This is a genomic window from Ruminococcus sp. NK3A76 (genome assembly GCF_000686125.1).
In the GTDB taxonomy this organism is placed as follows: domain Bacteria; phylum Bacillota; class Clostridia; order Oscillospirales; family Ruminococcaceae; genus NK3A76.
In genome coordinates, this window is sequence record NZ_JMMA01000002.1 from 1,538,339 (window position 1) to 1,561,267 (window position 22,929).

Sequence of the window (22,929 nt, forward strand, 5' to 3'; positions counted from 1 at the left end):
ACTATCAAGCACGAGTGAAAGGAATGATAACATGGAACACAAGGCACTGAGCGGCGTACACTGTGATGTTGAAAGCTGCATCTACAATCAAAGCGGCAAAAAATGCACAGCAAGCTCTATAAGCGTTGACAGCACAAGCAGAAATGCGTGCAGCTGTGATGAGACAGCTTGCAGGACTTTTTTAAGCCGTGACTGACCTAACAAAGACCCCGACAGCATCGGGGTCTTTATTCTTAATCAGTTATCAGATACCGAGAGTCTTGAAGATGAACTTCTTCATATCTGCCTTGTCGATAGTCTCGTTAAATCTTACTGCCTTATCCTTAAGCTCTGCAAGTGATGCAGGGATAGGGAGCTTAGATACCTCAGCGAGCTTATCTACCTTATCGAACTCGTCCTCGCCTGCCTCAACGCCGATAGCCGAAAGCACGCTGCCGGAGAACTTATAAGGAGAAGCAGTAGATGCGATAACTGTTACTGTATCGTCGCCTGTAGCCTTCTTATAGTCCTCATATACCTTTACTGCAACTGCTGTATGAGTATCGCAGGTATAGGAATACTTATCATATATCTCCTTGATAGTAGCCTTTGTCTGCTCATCATCGCAGAAGCCGGCACAGAATTCCTCAGAGAGAGCCTTCTTGACATCGTCGCTTACCTCATATCTGCCTTCCTTTGCAAGAGCGCCGAACCACTCTCTTATCTGAGCGTCATTCTCGCCGCTGAGGTGGTAGAGAAGTCTTTCAAGGTTAGAGGAGATAAGGATATCCATAGAAGGAGAAATAGTTGTATGGAAAGCCCTGTTCCTGTCATAGACACCTGTATTTATAAAGTCTGTAAGAACATTGTTTGCATTTGATGCACAGATGAGCTTATTTACAGGCACGCCCATTTTCTTAGCATAGTAGCCTGCAAGGATATTACCGAAGTTACCTGTGGGAACAACGATATTGATAGGCTCGCCTACATCTATCTGCTGCTCCTTGATAAGCTGAGCATATGTGGAAACATAGTAGATTATCTGAGGTGCAAGTCTGCCCCAGTTGATTGAGTTTGCAGAGGAGAACATAAGGCCGTTGTCAGCAAGCTCCTTGCCTGTTGCAGGGTCTGTAAAGATAGCCTTAACGCCGTTCTGAGCGTCGTCGAAGTTGCCTTTGATAGCGCACACGCCGACATTAGCACCGTCCTGAGTTGTCATCTGCTTCTTCTGCATTGCAGAAACGCCGTCCTCAGGGTAGAATACAAGGATAGATGTACCCTCTACGTCCTTGAAGCCTTCGAGAGCTGCCTTACCTGTATCACCTGATGTAGCAACAAGGATAACTACCTTCTTGTCTGTGCCTATCTTCTTTACAGATGTAGTAAGAAGATAAGGAAGAATCTGGAGCGCCATATCCTTGAAAGCGCAGGTAGGACCATGCCAGAGCTCAAGCATATATGTGCCGTCGAAGAGATGAGAAAGCTCTGCTATATTCTCTGTATCGAAATTCTTTGTATTATATGCACCGTCAACACAGTACTTTATCTCAGCACCTGTAAAATCGGTAAGGAACTTGGAGAAAACGAAAAGCGCTCTGTCAGCATATGAGAGATCACCCATCTGTTTTATCTCATCAAGTGTGAGCCTGGGAAGCTCGCTGGGAACGAACAGACCGCCGTCCTCAGAAATACCCTGTGCGATAGCCTGTGCTGAGGTAACATTTACCTCACTGTTTCTGGTTGATTTGTAATACATACTCTTTACACCCTTTTCATAGTTTTAAATATATTAAAGGCGTTAGCCTTACTTACTTGCATCAAAGGCAGACACATAGTATCTCACCTTTTTTATCCTGCCGCCCTCATGCTCAGCGACTGCCACATCAAAACGTGCGCTGCACGGCTCACTTAGCTTATCAAGATATCTCTGCGCGGCATATATCAGATGCTTTTTCTTATTATAGTTGATAGCATCTTCACCTGACGTGAGCGGATCATGCTTACGGGTCTTGACCTCGACAAAGGCTATCAGCCCGTTCTTTTTTGCAATAATATCTATCTCGCCGCCTCTAACTGTGAAGTTGCGGTCAAGTATCTCATATCCGTGGCGAATAAGCATATCACAGACAGCCTGCTCACCGATATCGCCGGTCTGCCGCCTGCTCACTTGCCTTCCGCCTTTTTAGCGTAATACTTGACAAGGAAGGAGGGTCTGTGGATAGGCGACTCGCCGTATTCATCTATCATCTGATAGTGCAGCTTAGTACCGTAGCCCTTATGTCTGGCGAACTGATACTCGGGATATTTCTTATCCATTTCAAGCATATATCTGTCCCTTGCTACCTTTGCAAGGATAGATGCCGCTGCGACCGACTGGCTCTTTGCATCGCCCTTGACTACTGTCATAGTTTCAACACCGTCAAGGTCGGGAGCTTTATTGCCGTCAATAAGTGCAAGCTCAGGTCTGACACCGAGCCCTGCCACAGCACGCTTCATAGCGAGCATAGCACAGTTAAGGATATTTATTTCTTCTATTTCGGCAACAGAGGCTGTACATATCGCATAAGCCCTTGCCTTCTCGATTATCTCGTCAAAGAGCTGCTCACGCTTTTTCTCGGTGAGCTTTTTACTGTCATTTATCCCCTCGATAACGGTATCGTCATCAAACACCACAGCCGCTGCATAAACATCACCTGCAAGGGGGCCTCTGCCGGCTTCGTCACAGCCGCAGATAACAGAATGCTCTTTTCTTATCTCTTTATCAAACTCATAAAGTGTCATAGCTTACACCGGGAAAATCTTTTCACACACATTGATCTCTGCGCAGTCTTCTTCCGAAATAAAGATCTCAGCCGACTGCGACAGGTCGTTATCGCAGAACTTCTCGCTCTTTATAAGCTCAATGACCTTTTCGGCAGTCTCTTTAGCGTTCTCGGTATCGAGCCACACAGCAATAACGTCGTTGTCAAGGTAATCAAAGCCGTTATCGCTTACCGCATCGTTTGTATACTCCTCAGCCCTTACGGGAAGGTAGGATATTATATCAAGATCGGGATTTGAGAGCTTGCGTGAATCAAGTTTTATAATTATAGTCTGCATGATATCACCTCGTTATATCACTGGGTCTTTCAAGAGAAAACCTGCCTATCTTACCTCCACGGAACTCGTCGAGCACCATAATTGCTGCACGCTCGGTGTCGATATCGCCGCCCTTGATCTTAAAGCCACGCTTTGCGCCAATCCTCTCAAGTATCTCAAAGCCGACAACACAGCCGGCAGACTCATCATCGTTATCTGGGATATCATCAGTCTCTATCTTATATCTCTCACAAAGAGCCTCGTTATAGCTCTCTCTGAGCATTTCAAGCAGGCGGCAGGCAAGATACTCGGTATCCATTATCTGATCCTTAACAGCACCTGTAAAAGCAAGGCGCTCGCCCACCCTTTTATCTTCAAACTTAGGCCAGAGCACTCCCGGCATATCGAGAAGCTCCATATTATTATCAAGGCTGACCCACTGCTTGCCCCTTGTAACGCCCGGCCTGTCCTCGACCTTGGCACGCTTACTGCCGGCAAGAGAGTTTATAAACGACGACTTACCGACATTGGGGATACCGACTATCATTATCCTGATAGGTCGGCCTGCCATACCCTTAGTATTCCATTTTTCTATATCGTCTTTCAGAAGCTCATTAAGAGATGCGGAAAATTTCTTGACATTTCTGCCGCTGCGGCAGTCTGTTGCCAGGACAGACACGCCTTTTCTTTTATAGTAGTCGATCCACATGGAATTGACTGTTTCATCGGCTGCATCGCTCTTATTAAGGAGCACAAGTCTCGGCTTACCGCCGACAAGGTAATCCATCTCAGGGTTTGAGCTCGAATAAGGTATCCTTGCATCAAGTATCTCGACAACGGCATCGACGAGCTTAAGGTTTGATTTCATAACACGTCTGGTTTTAGCCATATGTCCGGGGAACCACTGTATATCATATACCTCACTCAAATTACTCACCTCCTGATCATTTTACAAAGCCTATACTCTTTTTGCCCTTAGGCGATGCATAGCGCAGTATCACCTTGCCTTCTACATCATTAAGGTCGATAAGGCCGAGCGCCCGGCTGTCGGTCGAGGCGTTTCTGTTATCGCCCATTATAAACACATAGCCTGTCGGCACTGTATAGACATATCTGTTATTATCTTTATCAAAATGCTCCTCGCTGAAAAAAGTTTCGGGGTCTTTGATATCAGACTGCTTAAGATAGCCCTCTGCGAGCAGGTCATTCTGCTCAGGCTCTTTATCATTATCACAGACATAGACCTTGTCGCCCTCATAATCAACGACGACCTTCTGCCCGGAAACTGCAATTACACGCTTGACTATCAGCTTATCAAGTATCTTGGATCTGACGACCACTATATCACCGTTTTTAGGGGTATAGAAGAAGTTCCACATAAGAAGCCTGTCGTCATCATAAAGCGTATCCTCCATACTCTCGCCGCTGACAGTCACCATTTTGAAAACAAAGGTGAATATACAGATAACGATGAGCACAGATGTCACGACAGTTTCAAGTGTATCAAGCACCGAATCAAGAGTGGCAGGCGCATCCTTAGCACGCTTCATCAGCTTACCTTACCTATATTATCAACAGGGTATATCCTGAATACAGCCTTACCGAGGATATCATCAGTATTAACAACACCGACTGCTTCACTTCGGCTGTCAGTGGAATGGTTACGGTTATCGCCCATAACGAACACCTGACCCTCGCCTATCTTCAGGTTATCAATATCTCTGCCCTCACGGCGCAGAGTTATCTCTTTTATATAATCTTCCTTAAGTACCTCGCCGTTAAGTGTAACAGTGCCGCTTGTAAAATCTATCGAGATAGTATCACCCTCAACGGCAATAACTCTCTTGATGATTGTTTCATCAAGGCCGGAGCTATTGAGGACAACTATATCTCCACGCTCGGGGGTATAGTTGAAATGTGTAAGCAGCAATCTGTCGCCGTCATGCAGGGTATCCTCCATTGAAGGACCCTCGACCTCAACGACTCTGACAATAAATGTAAGGACGAGTATGACCATAAAGATAGCGAAAACAAAAGACTCGACCCACTCGATAAGTTCATTTACGATATCAAAGCCATGTTCCTTTTTATTATCCTCAGAAGGCTTATTTTCGCTTTCTGTATTCTTATTTATTTCTTCAAGCTGTTCGCTCATAACAAACATTCCCTTCAAAAATCATAAAGATACTTATATATTATAACAAATCGTGGCGTAAATTTCAAGTGATATTACAAAAATTAAAGCCAAACACAGAGAACGTTCAAGTATTTTTACAGTTTATTAATATATATGCAATGAAAAAAGAGCCGGAAAACCGACTCTTTATCACAAGCTGAATTATCTGATAGCTTCTTTGACCTTAGCTGCCTTACCAACTCTCGATCTGAGATAGTACAGCTTAGCTCTGCGAACCTTACCGGATCTTACTACATCTACCTTTTCAACAACAGGTGAATGTACAGGGAATACTCTCTCTATACCGCAGCCGTGAGCAACTCTTCTGACAGTGAATGTCTCGTTGATGCCGCCGTGCTTCTTGGCAATGATAGTACCCTCGAAGACCTGGATCCTCGACTTGTCGCCTTCCTTGATCCTAACGTGTACTCTTACAGTATCACCAACGTTGAGAACAGGAGCGTCCTTCTTAAGGCTTGAATTTGAAATAAGCTTTAAAGCGTCCACTTTAAATACCTCCTATTATTTTCAGACATTCATACACCAAAGCACAGCCTGAGTGCTTATGGCCAGAGGACTATCCGCTTTAATGTCATGCCCGTTCAGGCAAGGCACTAACTCTCGTCGGACCTTCCGACGGTAATTCAAATGCTTATATATTATACCATAATTCCCATTTTGTTTCAAGAGTAGCTCACATAAAACTTTCAAGGTCTTTTGTCAGGATTTTTGTGCGTGTTGTATAAATAAGCCTGTAATCCTCACCGGAGAAGGCTTTAAAGCCGTCCATAAGAAGTGATGAATTGACGGTCTTATCATTACCTGAGGGAAGTCTTACGCAAAGCCTTGCTAGTTCACCTTCCCTGTCAAGCGAAAGAACTGTGACATCAGGCTTTATATCGACATCGACCATTCCTTTTTTCTTGGAATGCTTTTTGACTGTTATGCTTTCCTGAGAAAGATATTGCTCAAACAGCGGCAGAGGGTCATTTCCGCTTATAAGGCAAAAGCGTATCTCATACTCTGAGAATGCTATCTCCTTATGGTTCATCTGCGGCTTATAGACCTTATTGATATGCATTCCCTCAGGCATAACAGCGTTGACACGCTCCATAAGCACATTATCGTCAAGCGGCTCGGTAAGGGAGATATCCATTATCTCGACATCGCTCTCTGTACCGAGAGCAAGCGCAAGAGGAAACATGATATACAGTCTTGGGTTAAAGCCCTGGGTATACCACACAGGTATCCTTGCACGCTTGAATATACGGGAGAAAGTTCTCATAAGGTCGAGGTGAGAGATAAAGCGTGCCCTGCCTTTTTTGGAAAAGACCATACGGTAATCAAAACGCTCGACACGCAGAGCCATATTCTTGGGCTTATTAATGTTTGCCGCCACAGTAAACACCCCCATAGCATTTATCTATGCCGCAGCCCGAGCAGCCCTCTTTACAGTTGCGTGTAGTCACTGCGTCATGGGCTTTCTTATTCTCATTTATAAGAAATCGCTTTGAGACGAGGTAATCAAGGTGATCCCACGGCATAAGCTCATCATACTCACGCTTTCTGTTTGCATAAAAAGCCATATCAAGGCCGCATTCGTTGAAGGCCTCGCACCATTTATCGAATTTGAAATGCTCGCTCCAGCTGTCAAGCTCACAGCCCTTCTGCCACGCCTTATAGACGACCTTGCTCATACGTCTGTCGCCCTTAGCAAGGCAGGCTTCAAGGATAGAAGTATCGTCCTGATGTGTTGAGAGCTTGATCTTCTTTGATTGCAGGCGGCGGACAAGCAGCTTCTGCTTACGGTCTATCTCCTCTGCTGTTGCCTGCGGCTCAAACTCAAAAGGAGTGAAGGGCTTAGGCACAAAGGTCGCTGTAGAAACAGATATCTGTATAGAGCCGCCCCTGAGCTCTCTCGGAGTTTCAAAGTATGCGTCAAGTATCTTATGTGCAAGCTGAGCTATACCCTCGATATCCTCATCGGTCTCGGTAGGAAGGCCAAGCATGAAATAGAGCTTGACGGTTGTATAGCCGCCGGCGAACGCCGTTTTACAGGTGGAAAGGATCTCCTCCTCGGTGATATTCTTATTGATAACATCACGAAGGCGCTGAGTGCCGGCTTCACAGGCAAATGTGAGTCCGCTTTTTCGGATAGTTTTAAGTCTTTCAAGAAGCTCCTCGCTGAAATTGTCTATTCTCAGCGAAGGGAGTGACAGGCTGACATTCTCATCATCGGTATAGTCGGCAAGTGTTTTTAGCAGCTCGGCTATCTTGGTATGGTCGCTGGTTGAAAGCGACGAGAGAGACACCTCATCATAGCCGGTCTGCTCGCAGAGACACTTGGTCTCATTCTTTATCTTATCAACGCTTTTCTCTCTGAAAGGGCGGTAGATAAAACCAGCCTGGCAGAAGCGGCAGCCCCTGATACAGCCACGGAGCACTTCAACTACCGAGCGGTCGTGGACGATACTTGTATAAGGCACCACGAAATATTCAGGGAAATAGACATTATCAAGATCGGCGATAACACGCTTTTTTATCTTTTCAGGTGCCTCGGGGACATTGGGGGTCATGTTTGCAAGAGTACCGTCGGCGTTATACTCGACATCATAGAACTCCGGCACATAGATGCCCTCGATCTTTGCTGCAAGGCGCAAAAACTCCTGCTTGGTGCCGCTGCGCTTTTTGACCTCGTTATATAGATCCATAAGTTCGAGGTTTACCTCCTCGCCCTCGCCTATTATAAAGATATCAATAAAATCAACGAGCGGTTCGGGATTGCAGACACAGGGTCCGCCTGCGACGACGATCGGGGAAAGGCCTGTCCTCTCTGACTTAAGCACCGGGATATGTGCAAGGTCGAGCATCGAAAGGATATTGGTATATGACAGCTCATACTGGAGAGTGAAGCCTATCATATCAAACTCATACAGCGGGTCAAGGCTTTCAAGGCAATAAAGAGGGATGTCGTTATCTATAAGCACCTGCTTATAATCCTTTTCCGGCATAAAGCAACGCTCGCACCAGAAGTTCTCACGGTTGTTTTTAAGTGCATAGAGTATCTTCATACCGAGGTGAGACATACCAATATCATACACATCGGGAAAGCAGAAGGCAAAACGCACATCAACCTTTGATTTATCCTTTATCACGCTGCCGTGCTCGCCGCCGATATAACGGGCAGGCTTCTGCACGTTAAGAAGCAGCTGTTCTATTTTTTCCTTATTATTCATCAGATTCTCCTTATACTGTCATCTGTCAGAAGGCTTATATTAAAGTAACTGTTCATTACAGGTTTTATCTATTATAACACATATCTGCAATGATTGCAAGCTATACAAGTATCTCACAGAGAGCTATATAAACAAAAGTCACAAACAGCGAGATATTGAGGCCTCCCATAAGAGTAACAGAAAAGACAAGGCAGGCAAACATGAGGATAATGATGTTTTTTACAAGCTCGACTGCGGCTGACTGAGGAAAAAGGATATCCGCTATCCTGCCGCCGTCAAAATAGGCAAGCGGCAAAAGGTTAAAAACTGCACAGAACAAATTATACCCGGCAGCACTACTCAGGCCAAGCAAGGCAAGAAACAGCGCCAATGCCGCATTTGCAGCAGGGCCTGCAAGGAGAATGACACAGTCTGAGAGGTTTGATGAATCAATGGTTTTTTTTCGTCTGATAAGCATTCCGCCGCCGTAGAGAATAACTGCTTCTGCCTTTACGCCAAGAAGAAGCATAGCTGTCAGGTGTCCGAGCTCATGAAAAGCACAGCAGCAAAGACATACGAGCAGCTGACTTCCCAGCTCACCTTTACAGACCGTAAGAAAGCCGACAAGAGCCAGGAAACTGAATGAAACGCCGAACGTCATGCCTTTTATCTTAAGACTATACATACTATCACCCATATGATAATATGCAAAAGGCCGTGCAGAAAATGCACAGCCTTATGATTAAGTATGTTTACAGTTCCTTTTCTTTTTTGATGCCGAAAACAAGTCTCAGAATACCTGATAACGGCTTTGGAGCTTTGACAACTACTATTTTCATAATAACACCTCCGTTGATTCGGGCTATCTGATGCCCTATGGCATAATATGAAAACAGCAGGAAAAATGTTATTGATATTCTATTTATCTTTTAGAGCGGATAACGAGAAGCTCACCGCTTTCAAAAGAGATCTTTGCACCGGAAGATGAAGACACATGATTTGATACGGCAAGAGGAAAGCCGTTATCAAGAGTGATATCAGATGCCTCGTACTCTGCACCTGTTATGGAAAGGTGAGTTACCTTTTCAGAATAGGAAAACAGTGACAAGGAGTATCCCTGCATGAACGGCACCGTGTATCTTCCGGGCGGAAGCAGTGAGATAGTATCCCTCTCGCCTGTCATTAGAGCTTTGCCGCCGTGTTTCACTATGAAGCTGAGTGACTGGATATTACCTATCAGGTGGTCAGCGCTGCCGCCAAGGGCACCGTATATTTGAAAATCCTTAGACCCTGCGTCAAGGGCGTGCTTAATTGCAAGCATAAGGTCTGTATCGTCCTTCTGTGTGGGAAATACCAGTACATCATCACGCTCAGGCTTTGGCGAAGAATCATAATCTCCAAGCACGACATCACACTCGATGCCGAGGTCTTTGGCAAGGTAATAGCCCTTGTCTGCGCCGTACACGACAGATGAAACGATATGCTCCAAATCGAGAACTGCCGCCGAAACAGGCTCACCGCCGACGAAGATAGTACATTTCTCAGACATTTTTAAACTCCCACTCCTTAAGCTGTGAGGCTTCCTCATACATCACCTTGTAGCTGTCGTGGCGTGAACTGGGTATCTCGCCGTTTTTAACAGCTTCGAGCACTGCGCAGCCCTTTTCCTTGATATGGGCGCAGTCGGGGAAGCGGCATTTGCCCTCGTATTTTTCAAACTCAGGAAAGCAGCCTGCGAGCTTATCCTTGAAAATAATATCGTATCTGTTCGTATCAAACGAGGAAAAGCCGGGAGTATCGGCAACATATCCGCCGCCTGGCAGATTATATAGCTCAACGTGCCTTGTGGTATGCTTGCCACGGCCGAGCTTTTTGCTCGTCTCGCCGGTCTTGATATCTATTCCCGGGAAGATATTATTAAGCAGTGAGGATTTGCCGACACCGGTATTTCCTGTAAAGGCACAGAGCTTGCCGGTAAGTGCTGCTGCAAGCTCATCGCTGCCCTCGCCGGTAGTATTATCTATCTCATACACATCAAAGCCGCACTGCCTGTATATGCCTGCGAGCTCTCCCGGCTGCGTTCTGTCTATCTTTGTGAAGACAATGACAGGCTTTATGCCTTTGAACTCTGCAATAGCCGTGAGCTTATCTATGATGAGAGTATTAGGTCTGGGGTCTACTGTTGATGAAACGAGCACCAGCATATCAAGATTTGCAAGAGGCGGCCTTACTATAAACGAGCGACGGTCATATATCTTATCAATAACGGCCGAACCGTCCTGCTCGAAGGATATCTCGACATCGTCTCCGCAGACGGGAGAGATGCCTTTCTTACGGAAGATACCTCTTGCGGTACATTCATATACACCCTCGGGGGCTTCTACTGTGTAGCTGCCCCCGAGAGATCTTATTACTATTGCTTTCATATATCACTGCTCGACCTGTTCGTTTTCGTCGTACTGCTGCTGATCTTCGCCGCCGTCGTCAACAGGGGGCTGAGTCTCAGCCGGCTCTGTATCCTGAGGCTCATCGGGCTCATCAGGCTCGGTCACAGCTTCTGTGGTCGTAGTGGTAGTTGTGGTAGTAGTCGTTGTAGTTGTTGTAGGCGTGATATTTGTGAATTCCTTGGTCTTCTCATCGCCTATCTTCTTGACTGTATTAGTGCTGAAGTCAACGTCGAACTTGATATAGTTCTCAACTGTCTTTCTGCTCTCGTCATTTGTGATATAGATAGCGTATGTTGCTGTCTTCTTGCCCTTGACTGTGATATTTGCAGTACCGCCTGCAACTGTCTCAGCCTTGGAGATCTTCTGAGTTACTGCGATATTACCGTTGAGGTAAACGTCGATCCTGTAAGAGCCATGTGCGCCGGCAGGAATGAGTATAGGAAGTGTTGCCTCAGAAGGTGATATCTCACCTGTCGAGATACCGAGAACGATTATCGTATCCTTAGGTACCCATGTATTCGGGTCTTCGGACTGAGCAACTACCTTGCCCTTATTTTCTTCCATCTCAACTTCGTTTATCTCATACTTGAGCTTATTGGACTTAAGAAGCTTGATAGCGTCGTTCTTAGAAAGACCCTGGCAGTCAGGCACCTTAACATCTGTAGAAACAGGGCCGGTGGAAACAAAGACTGTTACTGTTGAGCCCATGCTTACCTTTTCGCCGGAAGCAGGCTGGGTCTTTATTACTCTGCCCTCTTCGATATTCTCATCGTTCATTGTCACCTTAGCGGAAATAAGGTCGAACTTCTGGAGCTCGTTATCTGCCATATCAAAGGTAAGGTTCTTTACATCAGGAACAGTCGTCTTCTTACTGCCCATACTTACCTTGACGCTCATTTTATAGCCTTCCTTGACTATCTTGCCCTGGGTATCGCCCTGCCAGAATATAACGCCCTCGTCATACTCATTGTTATACTCATTGGAAGTATCGAATATGAGCTTATCGCCGAATTCTTCCTGAACTTCAAGAAGATCCTTACCAACAAAGTTCTGTATCTCGACTGTACCGGTACTGCCGGCAGTGCCGAGCTTATCTATAACGCTCATGGCGATGATAACTGCGGCAATGATAACTACAGCAGCTGTTACACCGAGCATTATCGGAACTATATACGAGCGCTTCTTTACCTCATATTCGTCGTCATCATCGTCGTCCTCGTCATCATAATCGTCTTCATCATCATACTCATACTTAGGCTGAGGCTTTGAAGCCACAGGCTTGAAATACTTGGTAGAAGACTCATTATCAGAATTTCTCTGGCCGTACTTATAGCCAAAGGAAACTGAGCGGTTCATCTTGAAAGTATCAAGATCCTTTATCATATCAGATGCTGACTGATATCTTCTGTCAGGGAATCTCTCCATTGCGTGGAGTATTATCTCCTCTAAAGCCTCAGGGATAGAGGGCATTATCTCTCTCGGAGGGATAGCTGTCTCATCTGTATGCTTTCTTGCTATTGCAAAGGCAGTATCACCGTCAAAAGGCTTTTTGCCTGTGAGCATCTCATAGAACATTATACCAACTGAGTAGATATCGCTTCTCTCATCGGTAGTCTCGCCCCTTGCCTGCTCGGGGGATATGTAATGAACAGAGCCTATAGTCTTATCGGAAAGAGTCTTTCCGTCAACTCTTGAAAATCTTGCGATACCGAAATCCATGACCTTGATAGTTCCATCAGGGAAAAGCATGATATTCTGCGGCTTGATATCCCTATGAACTATACCCTTATCATGTGCGTGCTGGAGAGCACGGAGTATCTGTGTGATGAAATGAACGCCGTCCTTCCATCTGAGAACGCCCTGCTGCTCGATAAACTCCTTAAGTGTGATACCGTCTATATATTCCATAACGATAAACTGTATCTCATCTGAAAAGCCCACGTCAAATATCTTAACGATATTGGGGTGGTTAAGAACAGCTATCGCCTTGCTTTCGTTTCTGAAACGTCTTAAAAATTCTTCGTTGTTGGAAAATTCGTCTTTGAGCACCTTAACGGCTACTACACGGTCTTCCATAATATCGTTAGCTTTATACACATCAGCCATACCGCCTACGCCGATAAGCTCAGTGATCTCATAGCGCCCGTCAAGGCGCTTTCCGATAACAGAATTCATTTAGTATTCACTCCTATAAATATATGTTAAAACAGATAATATCAATTAGCAAGCAGAGCGATAGTTATATTGTCCTTACCGCCCTCAAGATTTGCGTGTGCTACGAGCTTAGAGGCAGCCTCATCGAGGTTCTGACCGTAGACCGTATCATACATGAGCTCATTGGTGCAATAGTTATAAAGCCCGTCTGAGCAGAGAAGTATCGTGAAATTGCAGTCATTATCAAGCTCAAAATAGTCAGTCTCAACGTCCTTCTCAACGCCGACTGCCTTGGTAATGACATTCTTCATATAATGGGTATCAGCTTCCTCACGGCTTATCTGACCCTGCTCAAAGAGCATCTCAACGAGTGTATGGTCGTTGGTTATCTGGTCGATACCGTTAGGAGTCATGATATACGCCCTGCTGTCACCTACATTGGCGACGAAGACCTGCTTGCCCCTTACAAGAGCAGCCACACAGGTAGTACCCATTCCCTTATTCTCCTCGTTGCCTACGCTTTCCTGATAAACAAGGGAATTCGCAGCACTAACAGATGTGAGCAGCAGGTTTCTGATGCTGTTCTCATCGGCGTTTTCACGGTAATTCCCGGCTATCTTATCATATACGGCATTAATTGCGATCTCACTTGCAAGCGAGCCTGAGTTAGCTCCGCCCATACCATCGCATACAACAGCAAGGGCTGAATCATTACCGATCATACCGACTCTGACTCTGTCCTGGTTTTCGTCTCTTTTTTGTCCTATATCGCTTTTATATGCAAGAAACATTGAATCGCTACCGTCCTTTCCTTGTCATATTTCATATTCACGCCTTAGCTGACCGCAGGCGGCGTTTATATCAGCGCCGAGAGTACGGCGCACTGTGGCATTAAGACCACGCTCCTCAAGCATAGCACGAAATCTCTGTGCGCTCTTTCTGTCGGAGGTGTAGTTTCTCTCTTTTATCTTATTTACGGGGATTATATTTACATGGCACACAAACCCTCCGAGAAGGGCTGCGAGCTCATCTGCATTCTTCTGCGAATCGTTAACGCCGTCGATAAGCGCATATTCAAAGGATATCCTCCTGCCGGTCTGCGCAAAGTAGTATTTACACGCATCGAGCAGTTCCTCTATCCTGTATGTCTTATTGACAGGCATTATACTTGATCTGGTTTCATTATTTGTCGCATGGAGGGATATTGAAAGCGTAAGCCCCAGCTTAAGCGAGGCAAGCTCCCTTATCCTCGGCACTATACCGCAGGTCGATAGCGACAGGTGCCTCAGCGACATATTCATGCCCTTTTCATTAGACAGAAGGTCTAAAAAGCACACAACATTATCAAAGTTATCAAGCGGCTCGCCGATGCCCATGAGCACAGCACCGCCTATTCTCCTGCCACTGTCACGCTCTGCTGTATAGATCTGCAGAAGCATTTCAGAGGGCAGAAGATCTCTCCTGAAGCCGGCAATAGTCGATGCGCAGAAATTACAGCCCATTTTACACCCGACCTGAGTGGATATACAGATCGTAGTGCCGTGGTTATAATCCATAACGACGCTCTCAACGTGGTTGCCGTCAGGAAGCCTATATAGATATTTTAACGTATTATCGGTATGAGATTCAAGCCTTTTCACAATAAATAGTGATTTTAGACAAAATAGCTCACCGAGCCTTGCACGAAATTGTGTAGAAAGATTAGTCATTTTATCAAAACTTTCCACACGCTTGACGTGCAGCCATTCATACAGCTGAGCGGCACGAAAACGCTTTTCTCCAGCAGCTATGACCTGCTCACAGAGCTCGTCAAAGCTGAGTGAAAGTATATCTATCCTGCCGTCATCGTCTCTTATTATCATATATCAACCGTTCCTTATCAGCTTTGCGATAAAAAAGCCGTCTGAGCCGAATTTATCAGGGGTTATACTTGCCTTGAAGCTGTCACCGAGAGTGCCGCCTATCGGGCAGGGCGAAAAATCCTTGTTCTCGCTTAAAAACCTGTCAATCACATCATCGTTCTCGGCTCTTGAAAGTGTGCAGGTCGAATAGACGAGCACGCCTCCCTTTTTGACATATCCCGAAGAAGCGGAAAGGATAGCCAGCTGGATATCCGGCAGTCTTTCAAACTCCTCAGGTGATTTATACTTTATCTCAGGCTTACGTCTTATTACGCCGAGCCCTGAACAGGGAACGTCGCAAAGCACTCTGTCTGCCTGAGGCATATCGCTTTTGAATATCTTTGCATCATTAGGCTCTGCTGATATTATATCGAGCCCGAGCCTCTGAGCACCTTTTCTAATTAATCGTACTCTGTTCTCGTGAAGGTCGAATGCGAGCAGGCGGCCTTTATTTTCCATAAGCTCTGCCATTGTAAAGCTCTTGCCGCCGGGGGCAGAGCATATATCAAGGACAGTCATACCCGGCTTCGGGTCAACTGCTGCACAACAAAGCTGCGATGATATATCCTGAACATGGAAAAGCCCCTGTCTATATGCTTCAGTGTTTTCAGGCGAGCCGCCGGTTATCTTCACGCAGCCCTCAGGGAAGCTGACTGTCTCACAGCCGACACCCTCACTTATAAGCAGCTCACACAGCTTTTCGGGAGTTGTCTTGGTAGTATAGACCCTTGCTGTGACAGGCGGTCTGCCGGTAGAAGTCCTGAGCATATCCTTTGCTGTCTTTGCGCCGTATTCATCTGTCCACTTCTGCACGAGCCAGAGGGGGCAGGAATACTCATACATCAGCTTTTCAGCTTCATTCTTACCCTCGGGAAGCGGCTTGCCGTCACGGACAAAGCCACGCATAAGGCCGTTTACAAAGCCTGGCAGAGCAGGATTACGTCTTGTATCGACGAGCTTGACGCTCTCATCTACTGCTGTATGGTCGGGAACACTATCCATATACAGGAGCTGATATATACCTGTTCTGAGGATATTTCTGACTTCAAGAGACAGCTTATCTGCACGTCTTACAAGGCGTGAGTCGATTATTCTATCAAGAGTAAGCCTGCGCTCGATACAGCCATAGAAAAGTGCTGTCGCAAAATGCTTGTCTCGCTCATCGAGCTTATACCTGTCAAGCTCCTTATCAAGGAGTATATTTGAATAAGCGCTGTTTTCATCGAGCTTTGTGAGCAGCTTTACTGCTGCCTTACGGGCGTTCGCCATTTGCACTCCCCTTTATCTTCCGAGTATCGTACCTTTTGTAACCGGCTTGCCTCTGAGGTAGTCGGCAGTCTTCATACGCTTGCCGCCCTCAGCCTGCAACTCGGTTATCTTGAACTTGCCCTGCTTACAGGCAACTACAAACTCCCTATCATCTATTATCTCGCCGGGTGCACCGAAGGAACCGGTCTCATCGAGCAGCGAGGAATGATATATCTTTATCCTCTTGCCGTCAAGAAATGTCACAGCACACGGCCAGTCGGAAAGGCCGCATATCTTCTTATGCACAGCCCTTGCAGAATTATCAAAATCAAGCTCACACATATCCTTTGAGAGCATCTTTGCATATGTTGCCTTGCTCTCGTCCTGCTTGACAGGAGTTATCTCACCCTTATCAAGGAGAGGGAGCGTTTTGACGAGCAGCTCTGCACCCATTACAGCGAGCCTGTCAAACAGCTCGGCAGCAGTCTCATCAATGCCAATATCAGCAGTCTCCTGCAACAGGATATCTCCTGTATCAAGACCCTCACCCATAAGCATTGTAGTAATACCCGTCTGAGCTTCATCATCGAGCACCGACTGCTGTATAGGTGCTGCGCCTCTGTACTTAGGAAGCAGAGAGCCGTGGACATTTACGCAGCCAAGCCTCGGAAGCTCAAGAACTTCCTTGGGGAGTATCTTACCATAAGCGGCAACTACTATAACATCGGGGGATATCTTTTTTAATATGTCAAGGTATTCCTCGGCATCTTTTTTCAGGCTGTCGGGCTGATAGACCGGTGTGCCGTGTTCTAAAGCGAGCACCTTAACAGGCGGAGGAGTCAGCTTATATCCCCTGCCCTTGGGCTTATCAGGCTGAGTGAAAACGGCAGCAACTTCATATCCGTCAGCATACAATTTTTCGAGGGTAGCCACTGCAAAATCTGGTGTACCCATAAAAACTATCTTCAATGCATTCTACCTCTTTAGTCTTTAAGATCTTCGGGGTCTGCCCACTCAACGACGAACTCGGTGAAGATATGGCCGTCAAGGTGGTCGAGCTCATGGCACACAGCCTGCGCAAAAAGCTCGCTGACCTCCATTTCATACCACTCGCCGTTTCTGTCCTGAGCCTTGAAGCGAACTGTAACGGGACGTATAGTATAGCCCCACTCATTAGGACATGAAAGGCAGCCTTCGAGAACCTTATGTGTTTCCTCGGACTTTGAGATTATCTCGGGATTGATAAGCTCGTGTATCCCTGTACCGTCATCAACATCTATGATAACGACTCTTCTGAGCACGCCGACCTGCGGAGCAGCAAGGCCTACGCCCTGAGCCTGCACAAGTGTCTGCGCCATATCGTCAAGAAGAGTATGAAGTCTGTCATCGAACTTTTCAACAGGCTTGCATTTTTTATGAAGTGTTTCATCACGTTTATTGAGTATTTTTCTAAGTGCCATTGTTTATCCTCACAATCCTATATCGCCGTTGATATCGGCATATATCCTTACGTCCTTAAACTCGCTCTTTTTGGAGAACTCTTTAAGAAGCGTGCTTATCATTATTCTGAAATTGTTGTTATTTTTGCATTTTAAGATCATTCTGTAGCGGTAGCGGCCGCCCACTCTTTCCAGAGCACAGGGAGCAGGGCCAAGCACACGCAGGAATTTAATACTATCCTGATTTTTGGACAGATAATCATTCATCATATCCGAAAAGCCCTCACTTGCAAGTATCGCCTTGCTTTCAAGCACTGCCGAAAAGCCTACAACGCATATATCACAGAATGGCGGATATATAAGCGCGTGCCGCAGTGCTATCTCCTGTTCGTAGAACTCTTTATAATCCTGTCTTGAGGCAAGGTCGAGCACATAGTGGTCAGGCACGAAGGTCTGAATAAAAGCAGTACCGGGCTTTTTCCCTCTGCCGCCTCTGCCGACGACCTGTGTTATCAGCGAGAATGTTCGCTCATAGCTTCTGAAATCGCCTGCAAAAAGTGCTTTATCAAGTGATATTACTCCCACACAGGTGACATTCGGGAAGTTTAGACCCTTTGCTATCATCTGTGTACCGAGCATTATATCATACTCGCCGTTTTCAAACGAGAGGAACTTTTCCTCATAGTCATATCTTGTCGAGACCGTATCTGCGTCCATACGAAGTATACGGGCTTCGGGGAATATCCTTGCTATCTCCTGCTCTATCCTCTGAGTGCCGACGCCGCTCGAATAGAGCTTTGACGAGCCGCATTCAGGGCAGGTCTCCGGGAAAGGCATTGAATAGCCGCAGCAGTGACACATCAGCCTGTTATTCTTTATATGATATGTCAGCGCTATTGAACAGTTAGGACACTGGATAGGCTTTCGGCAGCCGCTGCACGAGACATAGGTGTTAAAGCCACGTCTGTTTAGCAGAAGTATCGACTGCTCGCCTTTTTCAAGTGTATCCCTTATGCTCTGTGCAAGCTCAAAGCTGAGCACGCCGTCGTTGCCGTCCTCCTTAGGAGATGACATATCGACTATCCTCACATCAGGGAGCGGAGAATCATTATATCTATGGTCAAGCTCAAACAGGCTGAACCGACCGTTTTTAGCATAATAGTAGCTTTCAAGCGAAGGTGTGGCAGATGCCATGAGCAAAACGGCGTTATTGAATCCGCAGCGCTGGATAGCAACGTCTCTTGCATGGTATCTCGGGCTCTGCTCGGACTTATACGTCTGCTCGCCCTCCTCGTCCATTATGATTATACCTATATCTTTAAGCGGAGAAAAGACTGCGCTTCTTGTGCCGATAACGATAGTCGCTTCTCCACGCATTATGCGTTTATATTCATCCATTCGCTGCCCGGGCGAGAGCGAAGAATGGATAACTGCTATACGCTCGCCGAAATACGAGCCGAATTTTTTAAGCATCTGCGGTGTCAGAGAAATCTCCGGCACGAGCATGACCGATGTCCTGCCACGCTTTTGCATAGCGTTTATAAGCCTGATAAACACCGATGTTTTACCGCTGCCGGTAACACCGTGAAGCAATGCGCCTGCCGGCTTACCGCTGTCACACAAGGCCAGTATACCGTCATATGCCTGCTGCTGCTCGTCGTTAAGTATGATAGTCTCGGGGTCTGTCCTTATCTTCTGCTCGCCTATTGCATTTCTGAGCGCTTCTGCCTTAAAGAAGCTGATGATATTCTTATCACCCATTCTTTTGAGCAGCGAGAGCGTACAGCTTGTCATATAGCAGACTTCCTTCTCGCTGATACAGCCGCATTCATCAAGCAGCTTTACAACGAGCGTCTGCTTTGCTGTAAGTGAAATGCCTGCTCTTGCCTGCAAAAAATCATCGGAAAGCCTTATCATCTTCTGTTCACTGTCAGCAGTCTTACGCCTCAGCTCCTGGGATTCCTCGATAACGCCCTTATCAATAAGGCTCATAACAAGAGCTTTTTTCTTCTTATCGCCTGTAAAGTCGAGGTATTCATCAACGTCACGCTGGGAAGTACAGTTTCTGATATACTCAGCAGCGGCCGTTTCTTCCTCGCTAAGGTCACCCTCATTCTTAGAGTTGACAAGAGCATAGTGCGTTCTGCATATATACCCATACCCGGCAGGAACGACCGACCGGAATGCATCATAATAGGTACAGAAGGTATTCTCTCTGAGATAAGAGATTATCTTCAGCTGTTCTTCACTGACGAGTGGCTGCTCATCAACAAGTCTCAGCACAGGCTTGATTTTTTCAGGCCTTTCACCGAACGTGAGCACTCTGAGAACAAAGCCTATGACACGCTTATTGGCTTTTCCGAACGGAACGAGCACCCTGACGCCCGGCCTGATAAGGCTGCTTATCTCATCGGGGACAAGGTAGCTGAATTCGTTATCAAAGCTATAGCTCGCCGCCGACACGGCGACCTGAGCAACTGTAAAGCGAGCCTGCATCGGGCGAACAGTCCTTTCCTTTGAGACTTATCTTCTGAGCTCGGGGTCTTCAATGAATTTATATTCGCCGGAAGCAAATTCATCAACTGCTGTCTTGACAGGCTTTTCATTAAGGGTGATACCCTTTTCGTTAGCCTCATCAGTTATATCTCTTGCTCTCTTTGCTACTGCGAGCACGAGAGAGTAATAGCTCTCATTATTCTTAAGTATCTGTACGATTGCCGGTCTAAGCATTTTTAAGCACCTCTTCAATAGTTTCTTTCATATTCTCAGCCTTGAATTTATCGGCTCTGTTATCATTTGCCTTTACCGAGCTTACAACAAGCTCAAAATCTCTTATTGCGTCTTCAAGCGCATCATTCATTATAACGTAGTCATATCTGGGCGACTTTTCTATCTCGCCTGCGGCCTGAGCAACACGCTCAAGAATCTTTTCCTCAGTCTCTGTTGCACGTTTTCTGAGCCTTCTTTCAAGCTCCTTTATTGACGGGGGAAGAATGAATATGCTGACACTTTCCGGACGGGACTCTTTTACCTGAAAAGCGCCTTTTGTCTCTATTTCAAGAATAGCATCTCTGCCCTGTGATATCGCATCGTCAACAGGCTTTGCAGGCGTGCCGTAGCTCTTGCCGACAAAGCGTGCATACTCCAAAAACGCATTATCGTCTATCATTTTATCAAATTCGTCCTGAGTGATGAAGTGATAGTTCACACCGTTTTCCTCACCCACACGAGGGCCTCGTGTAGTACAGGATATCGAAAGAAAAGCACCTGTTTTCTCAAGCACTTCAGCAAGAATAGTGCCCTTGCCGCAGCCCGAAGGTGCGGATACTATAATGATCTTTGCATCATTCATGGTCCTTCCCCTCCTCTGAGTCATCAATAAGTCTGCCGCCGACCGTCTCAGGAGAAACGGCACACAGCACCACATGATCGCTGTCCATTATTATAACTGCCCTTGTTCTTCTGCCGTAGGTCGCATCAATAAGGGTGCCCTTATCTTTAGCATCGCTTATGATACGCTTAATCGGTGCAGAATCGGGCGCCACGATAGCTATCAGCCTGTCTGATGAAATCAGATTGCCGTAGCCTATATTAAGAAGCTGCATAGACACCCTCCCTCATTACTCGATATTCTGTATCTGCTCTCTTATCTTCTCTATCTCAGCCTTCATATCGACTACCATTTTTGTGATAGTGATATCCTGGCACTTTGAGCCTATGGTATTCACCTCACGGTTAAGCTCCTGCACGAGGAAGTCGAGCTTTCTGCCGACAGGCTCCTTAGCTTCAAGAAGGCCTCTGAACTGTGCGATATGCGAGCGAAGTCTTACCGTTTCTTCATCAACGGCTGTCTTATCAGCAAATATCGCAGCCTCGGTAAGCACACGCTGCTCGTCGATGTTGGTATCCTGGAGCACCTCCTGCAGCTTTGCAAATAGCCTGTCACGGTATTCATCGTTCACCTTGGGCGAGCGGTCTTCTATCTTGGCAACATTATCCTCGATAGCAGCAAGTCGGGAAAGAACATCATCATAGAGCTTAGCGCCCTCTGTCTTTCTCATTTCAAGGAAAAGTGCAAGTGCGCCGTTTGCGACCTCGCTGACATCACGCCAGATCTCCTCCTCATCGTCCTCAGTCTTGACAACTGTGAAGACATCGGGAAGTCTCATGATGCTGGAAAGAGAAAGGTCATCAGCAAGGGCGAATTCGTCCTTGACACTGCGCAGAGCCTTGATATAGCCCTCAGCGATAGTCTTATTTATTGCTATCTCAGCATCAGCGCCCTCCTGTTTATAGATAGAAACGCTGACCTCGACCTTACCTCTTGTTATCTGGGATTTGAAAAGAGCCTTAAGGCGTTCATCAAGGTAGCCATAGTTACGGGGAGTCCTTGCAGAGAACTCACAGAAGCGGTTATTCACGCTCCTTACCTCGACGATTATCTCACGGTTATTAAGTATCTTTCTTTCACGGCCGAAGCCGGTCATACTGTTGATCATAGACATCTGTGCTCCTATTTTTATTTTACATTTCATTATAACATTTTCAGGCAAAAATTGCAAGTAAATTTAATAGAATGTTCACAATAAATTAGGCCAGGGTTTATATATTCAGAAACACCTCAGTAAGCGAATCTCCGACGAACACATTCGGGTATTCAAGCAGCTTATCTTTAGGGGTCGGGCCGGTAGCGACACCGGCAAAATCTATACCTGCGTTATAGGCCGTCTGAGCGTCGATATAGCTGTCGCCGATATAGAGAACATCTTCCCTGTATACCCCGAGCTTATCTGCTGCAAACAGAAGCCCTGCCGGGTCAGGCTTGGGAGCGCCGACATCGCCGAGGCCGACTATAAGATCTACAGGCATTGATGATGTATGGCATTCAAATGTCTCGACAATACGGTAGCGCATCTTTGACGAAACGATAGCGACCTTTCTTTCAGCAGTTACAAGAGACTGGAGGATACCCAGAGCATCGGGATAGAAGATGCTCTCCTTTGCCATGATACCGTCAGCGAAGGCGACATAGGTCTTACGCATCTCCTCCTTATTCGGATTAGGTGTGATACCCGAAAGGATATCAAATGCATCGGTAAGCGGCAGGCCTATCGTGTCGATTATCGTCTTATCATCGGGAATGTCATAGCCGAAGGTTTTAAGTGTATGCTTGAAGCACTTAACGATAGGTGCTGTTGAATCTACAAGTGTAAGGTCAAAATCAAATATAAAGGCTTTATATCTGCTCATATCATCACTCCGGTAAAGAATAATACTATATCAATTATCGCT

26 protein-coding genes are annotated in these 22,929 nt (G+C 46.2%); 1 reads left to right on the forward strand and 25 read right to left on the reverse strand.

The annotated features are described in order from the left end of the window. The first annotated feature begins 31 nt into the window (after nucleotides 1–31). A complete protein-coding gene (locus CD05_RS20315; RefSeq protein WP_084262132.1) occupies nucleotides 32–196 on the forward strand; it encodes a DUF1540 domain-containing protein in 165 nt (54 codons plus the stop codon). A 48-nt stretch (nucleotides 197–244) separates the two neighbouring features. Here CD05_RS20315 and thrC read toward each other — a convergent pair whose 3' ends face one another. The 25 genes from thrC to CD05_RS0107465 all read right to left on the reverse strand — a co-directional run bounded on the left by thrC (nucleotide 245) and on the right by CD05_RS0107465 (nucleotide 22,887). Beyond that, a complete protein-coding gene (thrC, locus tag CD05_RS0107335; RefSeq protein ID WP_028509955.1) occupies nucleotides 245–1,735 on the reverse strand; it encodes a threonine synthase in 1,491 nt (496 codons plus the stop codon). Between the two features lie 48 nt (nucleotides 1,736–1,783). After that, nucleotides 1,784–2,146 (reverse strand): YraN family protein, encoded by a 363-nt coding sequence (locus CD05_RS0107340; protein ID WP_028509956.1) that lies wholly within the window; start codon nucleotides 2,144–2,146, stop codon nucleotides 1,784–1,786. Next, nucleotides 2,143–2,760, reverse strand: a complete 618-nt coding sequence (locus CD05_RS0107345) for a ribonuclease HII (RefSeq protein ID WP_028509957.1) — start codon at nucleotides 2,758–2,760, stop codon at nucleotides 2,143–2,145. The genes CD05_RS0107340 and CD05_RS0107345 overlap by 4 nt, the downstream gene beginning before the upstream one ends. A gap of 3 nt (nucleotides 2,761–2,763) precedes the next feature. Further along, nucleotides 2,764–3,078: a hypothetical protein gene (locus tag CD05_RS0107350; protein WP_028509958.1), complete on the reverse strand. Its 315-nt coding sequence runs from the start codon at nucleotides 3,076–3,078 to the stop codon at nucleotides 2,764–2,766. A gap of 4 nt (nucleotides 3,079–3,082) precedes the next feature. Beyond that, nucleotides 3,083–3,994: a ribosome biogenesis GTPase YlqF gene (gene ylqF, locus CD05_RS0107355; protein ID WP_347495114.1), complete on the reverse strand. Its 912-nt coding sequence runs from the start codon at nucleotides 3,992–3,994 to the stop codon at nucleotides 3,083–3,085. A 7-nt stretch (nucleotides 3,995–4,001) separates the two neighbouring features. Beyond that, the gene (lepB, locus tag CD05_RS0107360; RefSeq protein ID WP_037322885.1) at nucleotides 4,002–4,607 is read right to left on the reverse strand and encodes a signal peptidase I; all 606 of its coding nucleotides are present in this window, start codon (nucleotides 4,605–4,607) and stop codon (nucleotides 4,002–4,004) included. Beyond that, nucleotides 4,607–5,212 (reverse strand): signal peptidase I, encoded by a 606-nt coding sequence (gene lepB, locus CD05_RS0107365; RefSeq protein WP_037322887.1) that lies wholly within the window; start codon nucleotides 5,210–5,212, stop codon nucleotides 4,607–4,609. Before lepB (CD05_RS0107365) ends, lepB (CD05_RS0107360) begins: the two co-directional genes overlap by 1 nt. Nucleotides 5,213–5,395: 183 nt before the next feature. Further along, entirely contained in the window at nucleotides 5,396–5,740 is a 345-nt protein-coding gene (gene rplS / locus CD05_RS0107370) for a 50S ribosomal protein L19 (RefSeq protein WP_028509962.1), read from the reverse strand. Nucleotides 5,741–5,927: 187 nt separating this feature from the next. Then, nucleotides 5,928–6,632 carry a TIGR03936 family radical SAM-associated protein gene (locus tag CD05_RS0107375; protein ID WP_051588874.1) on the reverse strand — a complete coding sequence of 235 codons (705 nt, stop codon included), beginning with the start codon at nucleotides 6,630–6,632 and terminating at the stop codon, nucleotides 5,928–5,930. Continuing rightward, nucleotides 6,616–8,469, reverse strand: coding sequence for a TIGR03960 family B12-binding radical SAM protein (locus CD05_RS0107380; protein ID WP_028509964.1), 1,854 nt, complete (start codon nucleotides 8,467–8,469; stop codon nucleotides 6,616–6,618). The genes CD05_RS0107375 and CD05_RS0107380 overlap by 17 nt, the downstream gene beginning before the upstream one ends. A 100-nt stretch (nucleotides 8,470–8,569) precedes the next feature. Beyond that, on the reverse strand, nucleotides 8,570–9,133 hold the full coding sequence (locus CD05_RS0107385; RefSeq protein ID WP_198021582.1) for a hypothetical protein: 564 nt from the start codon (nucleotides 9,131–9,133) through the stop codon (nucleotides 8,570–8,572). Nucleotides 9,134–9,370: 237 nt separating this feature from the next. Beyond that, nucleotides 9,371–9,997: a thiamine diphosphokinase gene (locus CD05_RS0107400; RefSeq protein ID WP_028509966.1), complete on the reverse strand. Its 627-nt coding sequence runs from the start codon at nucleotides 9,995–9,997 to the stop codon at nucleotides 9,371–9,373. Then, nucleotides 9,990–10,874, reverse strand: coding sequence for a ribosome small subunit-dependent GTPase A (rsgA, locus tag CD05_RS0107405; RefSeq protein ID WP_028509967.1), 885 nt, complete (start codon nucleotides 10,872–10,874; stop codon nucleotides 9,990–9,992). Before rsgA ends, CD05_RS0107400 begins: the two co-directional genes overlap by 8 nt. Nucleotides 10,875–10,877: 3 nt before the next feature. Continuing rightward, nucleotides 10,878–13,070 carry a Stk1 family PASTA domain-containing Ser/Thr kinase gene (gene pknB, locus CD05_RS17820; protein ID WP_051588875.1) on the reverse strand — a complete coding sequence of 731 codons (2,193 nt, stop codon included), beginning with the start codon at nucleotides 13,068–13,070 and terminating at the stop codon, nucleotides 10,878–10,880. Between the two features lie 41 nt (nucleotides 13,071–13,111). Continuing rightward, nucleotides 13,112–13,840, reverse strand: coding sequence for a Stp1/IreP family PP2C-type Ser/Thr phosphatase (locus CD05_RS0107415; protein WP_028509968.1), 729 nt, complete (start codon nucleotides 13,838–13,840; stop codon nucleotides 13,112–13,114). A 24-nt stretch (nucleotides 13,841–13,864) separates the two neighbouring features. Then, the gene (gene rlmN, locus CD05_RS0107420; protein WP_028509969.1) at nucleotides 13,865–14,911 is read right to left on the reverse strand and encodes a 23S rRNA (adenine(2503)-C(2))-methyltransferase RlmN; all 1,047 of its coding nucleotides are present in this window, start codon (nucleotides 14,909–14,911) and stop codon (nucleotides 13,865–13,867) included. Nucleotides 14,912–14,914: 3 nt separating this feature from the next. After that, nucleotides 14,915–16,219: a 16S rRNA (cytosine(967)-C(5))-methyltransferase RsmB gene (gene rsmB / locus CD05_RS0107425; RefSeq protein ID WP_028509970.1), complete on the reverse strand. Its 1,305-nt coding sequence runs from the start codon at nucleotides 16,217–16,219 to the stop codon at nucleotides 14,915–14,917. A gap of 12 nt (nucleotides 16,220–16,231) precedes the next feature. Beyond that, entirely contained in the window at nucleotides 16,232–17,167 is a 936-nt protein-coding gene (gene fmt / locus CD05_RS0107430) for a methionyl-tRNA formyltransferase (RefSeq protein WP_028509971.1), read from the reverse strand. 14 nt (nucleotides 17,168–17,181) lie between these two features. After that, the gene (def, locus tag CD05_RS0107435) at nucleotides 17,182–17,658 is read right to left on the reverse strand and encodes a peptide deformylase (protein ID WP_028509972.1); all 477 of its coding nucleotides are present in this window, start codon (nucleotides 17,656–17,658) and stop codon (nucleotides 17,182–17,184) included. A 9-nt stretch (nucleotides 17,659–17,667) separates the two neighbouring features. Then, complete coding sequence (gene priA / locus CD05_RS0107440; RefSeq protein WP_028509973.1) at nucleotides 17,668–20,133, reverse strand: primosomal protein N'; 2,466 nt, start codon at nucleotides 20,131–20,133, stop codon at nucleotides 17,668–17,670. A 27-nt stretch (nucleotides 20,134–20,160) separates the two neighbouring features. Then, nucleotides 20,161–20,367 carry a DNA-directed RNA polymerase subunit omega gene (gene rpoZ, locus CD05_RS0107445; RefSeq protein WP_028509974.1) on the reverse strand — a complete coding sequence of 69 codons (207 nt, stop codon included), beginning with the start codon at nucleotides 20,365–20,367 and terminating at the stop codon, nucleotides 20,161–20,163. Then, nucleotides 20,360–20,989: a guanylate kinase gene (gmk, locus tag CD05_RS0107450; protein ID WP_028509975.1), complete on the reverse strand. Its 630-nt coding sequence runs from the start codon at nucleotides 20,987–20,989 to the stop codon at nucleotides 20,360–20,362. The genes rpoZ and gmk overlap by 8 nt, the downstream gene beginning before the upstream one ends. Further along, the gene (locus tag CD05_RS0107455; protein ID WP_028509976.1) at nucleotides 20,982–21,242 is read right to left on the reverse strand and encodes a DUF370 domain-containing protein; all 261 of its coding nucleotides are present in this window, start codon (nucleotides 21,240–21,242) and stop codon (nucleotides 20,982–20,984) included. Before CD05_RS0107455 ends, gmk begins: the two co-directional genes overlap by 8 nt. Before the next feature lie 15 nt (nucleotides 21,243–21,257). Then, complete coding sequence (locus tag CD05_RS0107460) at nucleotides 21,258–22,136, reverse strand: YicC/YloC family endoribonuclease (protein WP_028509977.1); 879 nt, start codon at nucleotides 22,134–22,136, stop codon at nucleotides 21,258–21,260. Between the two features lie 103 nt (nucleotides 22,137–22,239). Then, on the reverse strand, nucleotides 22,240–22,887 hold the full coding sequence (locus tag CD05_RS0107465; protein WP_028509978.1) for an HAD-IA family hydrolase: 648 nt from the start codon (nucleotides 22,885–22,887) through the stop codon (nucleotides 22,240–22,242). Nucleotides 22,888–22,929 lie beyond the last annotated feature (42 nt).